General features: G+C 61.5%; 1 protein-coding gene. It reads right to left on the bottom strand.

The window, feature by feature from the left end; all coding sequences use genetic code 11:
* Positions 1-1,772 (bottom strand): hypothetical protein (locus H663_RS41835; protein WP_165803982.1); only part of this gene is annotated, 1,772 nt, incomplete at both ends.

Raw genomic sequence — 1,772 nt, 5'->3', positions numbered from 1 at the left:
CACGCCCAGCTTGTTCAGGTCTTTGAGGCTGTTGCTCAGGTGCGTGCCCGAGGCAGCTGTGTCCACGTTCAGCGTGATGGTGTCGCCCGCTGCAAAGTCCAGTCCAGCATGGATCAAGGCGTTGGCCTCGACCTGATCGATGCTCACTGACACGTTGTTGCTGCCGCCCAGGTCGATGTGGTCAATGCCCATCGCAGACAAGGCGTCTGCCTTGTTGGCAATGCCTGCCACGTCTGAGGCTGCGGCGTTCAAGGTCACGCTCAGGGCTGCGTCTTCACGCTCGCTCAGCACGCGGTCGCCGTTGAGGTCGCCAAACAAGGTGGGCAGCTCGAAGTTGATGCCGCCTGTGCCGCTGGCAGACAAGGCCCCTGCGCCCAGGTCCACGTTGATCTGATCGCCACCTGTCACCATGATGGCGTCCACGCCCAGCTTGTTCAGGTCTTTGAGGCTGTTGCTCAGGTGCGTGCCCGAGGCGGCTGTGTCCACGTTCAGCGTGATGGTGTCGCCCGCTGCAAAGTCCAGTCCAGCATGGATCAAGGCGTTGGCCTCGACCTGATCAATGCTCACTGACACGTTGTTGATGCCGCCCAGGTCGATGTGGTCAATGCCCATCGCAGACAAGGCGTCTGCCTTGTTGGCAATGCCTGCCACGTCCCCAGCTTGAGCATTCAAGGTCACGCTCAGGGCCGCATCTTCGCGCTCGCTCAGCACGCGGTCGCCGTTGAGGTCGCCAAACAAGGTGGGCAGCTCGAAGTTGATGCCGCCTGTGCCGTTGGCAGACAAGGCCCCTGCGCCCAGGTCCACGTTGATCTGGTCGCCGCCTGTCACCATGATGGCGTCGACGCCCAGCTTGTTCAGGTCTTTGAGGCTGTTGCTCAGGTGCGTGCCCGAAGCAGCTGTGTCCACGTTCAGCGTGATGGTGTCGCCCGCTGCAAAGTCCAGTCCAGCATGGATCAAGGCGTTGGCCTCGACCTGATCGATGCTCACTGACACGTTGTTGCTGCCGCCCAGGTCGATGTGGTCAATGCCCATCGCAGACAAGGCGTCTGCCTTGTTGGCAATGCCTGCCACGTCTGAGGCTGCGGCGTTCAAGGTCACGCTCAGGGCTGCGTCTTCACGCTCGCTCAGCACCCGGTCGCCGTTGAGGTCGCCAAACAAGGTGGGCAGCTCAAAGTTGATGCCACCTGTGCCGTTGGCAGACAAGGCACCTGCACCCAGGTCCACGTTGATCTGGTCGCCACCTGTCACCATGATGGCGTCCACGCCCAGCTTGTTCAGGTCTTTGAGGCTGTTGCTCAGGTGCGTGCCCGAAGCAGCAGTGTCCACGTTCAGCGTGATGGTGTCGCCCGCTGCAAAGTCCAGTCCAGCATGGATCAAGGCGTTGGCCTCGACCTGATCGATGCTCACTGACACGTTGTTGCTGCCGCCCAGGTCAATGTGGTCAATGCCCATCGCAGACAAGGCGTCTGCCTTGTTGGCAATGCCTGCCACATCACCGGCTTGAGCGTTCAAGGTCACGCTCAGGGCTGCATCTTCACGCTCGCTCAGCACCCGGTCGCCATTGAGGTCGCCAAACAAGGTGGGCAGCTCAAAGTTGATGCCGCCTGTGCCGTTGGCAGACAAGGCCCCTGCACCCAGGTCCACGTTGATCTGGTCGCCGCCTGTCACCAGGATAGCGTCCACGCCCAGCTTGTTCAGGTCTTTGAGGCTGTTGCTCAGGTGCGTGCCCGAGGCGGCTGTGTCCACGTTCAGCGTGATGGTGTCGCCCGCTG

It is taken from the genome of Limnohabitans planktonicus II-D5, from assembly GCF_001270065.2.
GTDB classification, from domain to species: domain Bacteria; phylum Pseudomonadota; class Gammaproteobacteria; order Burkholderiales; family Burkholderiaceae_C; genus Limnohabitans_A; species Limnohabitans_A planktonicus.
The sequence above is the reverse complement of the archived record's forward strand: the minus strand, read 5'-3'. Positions and strand labels throughout refer to the sequence as shown.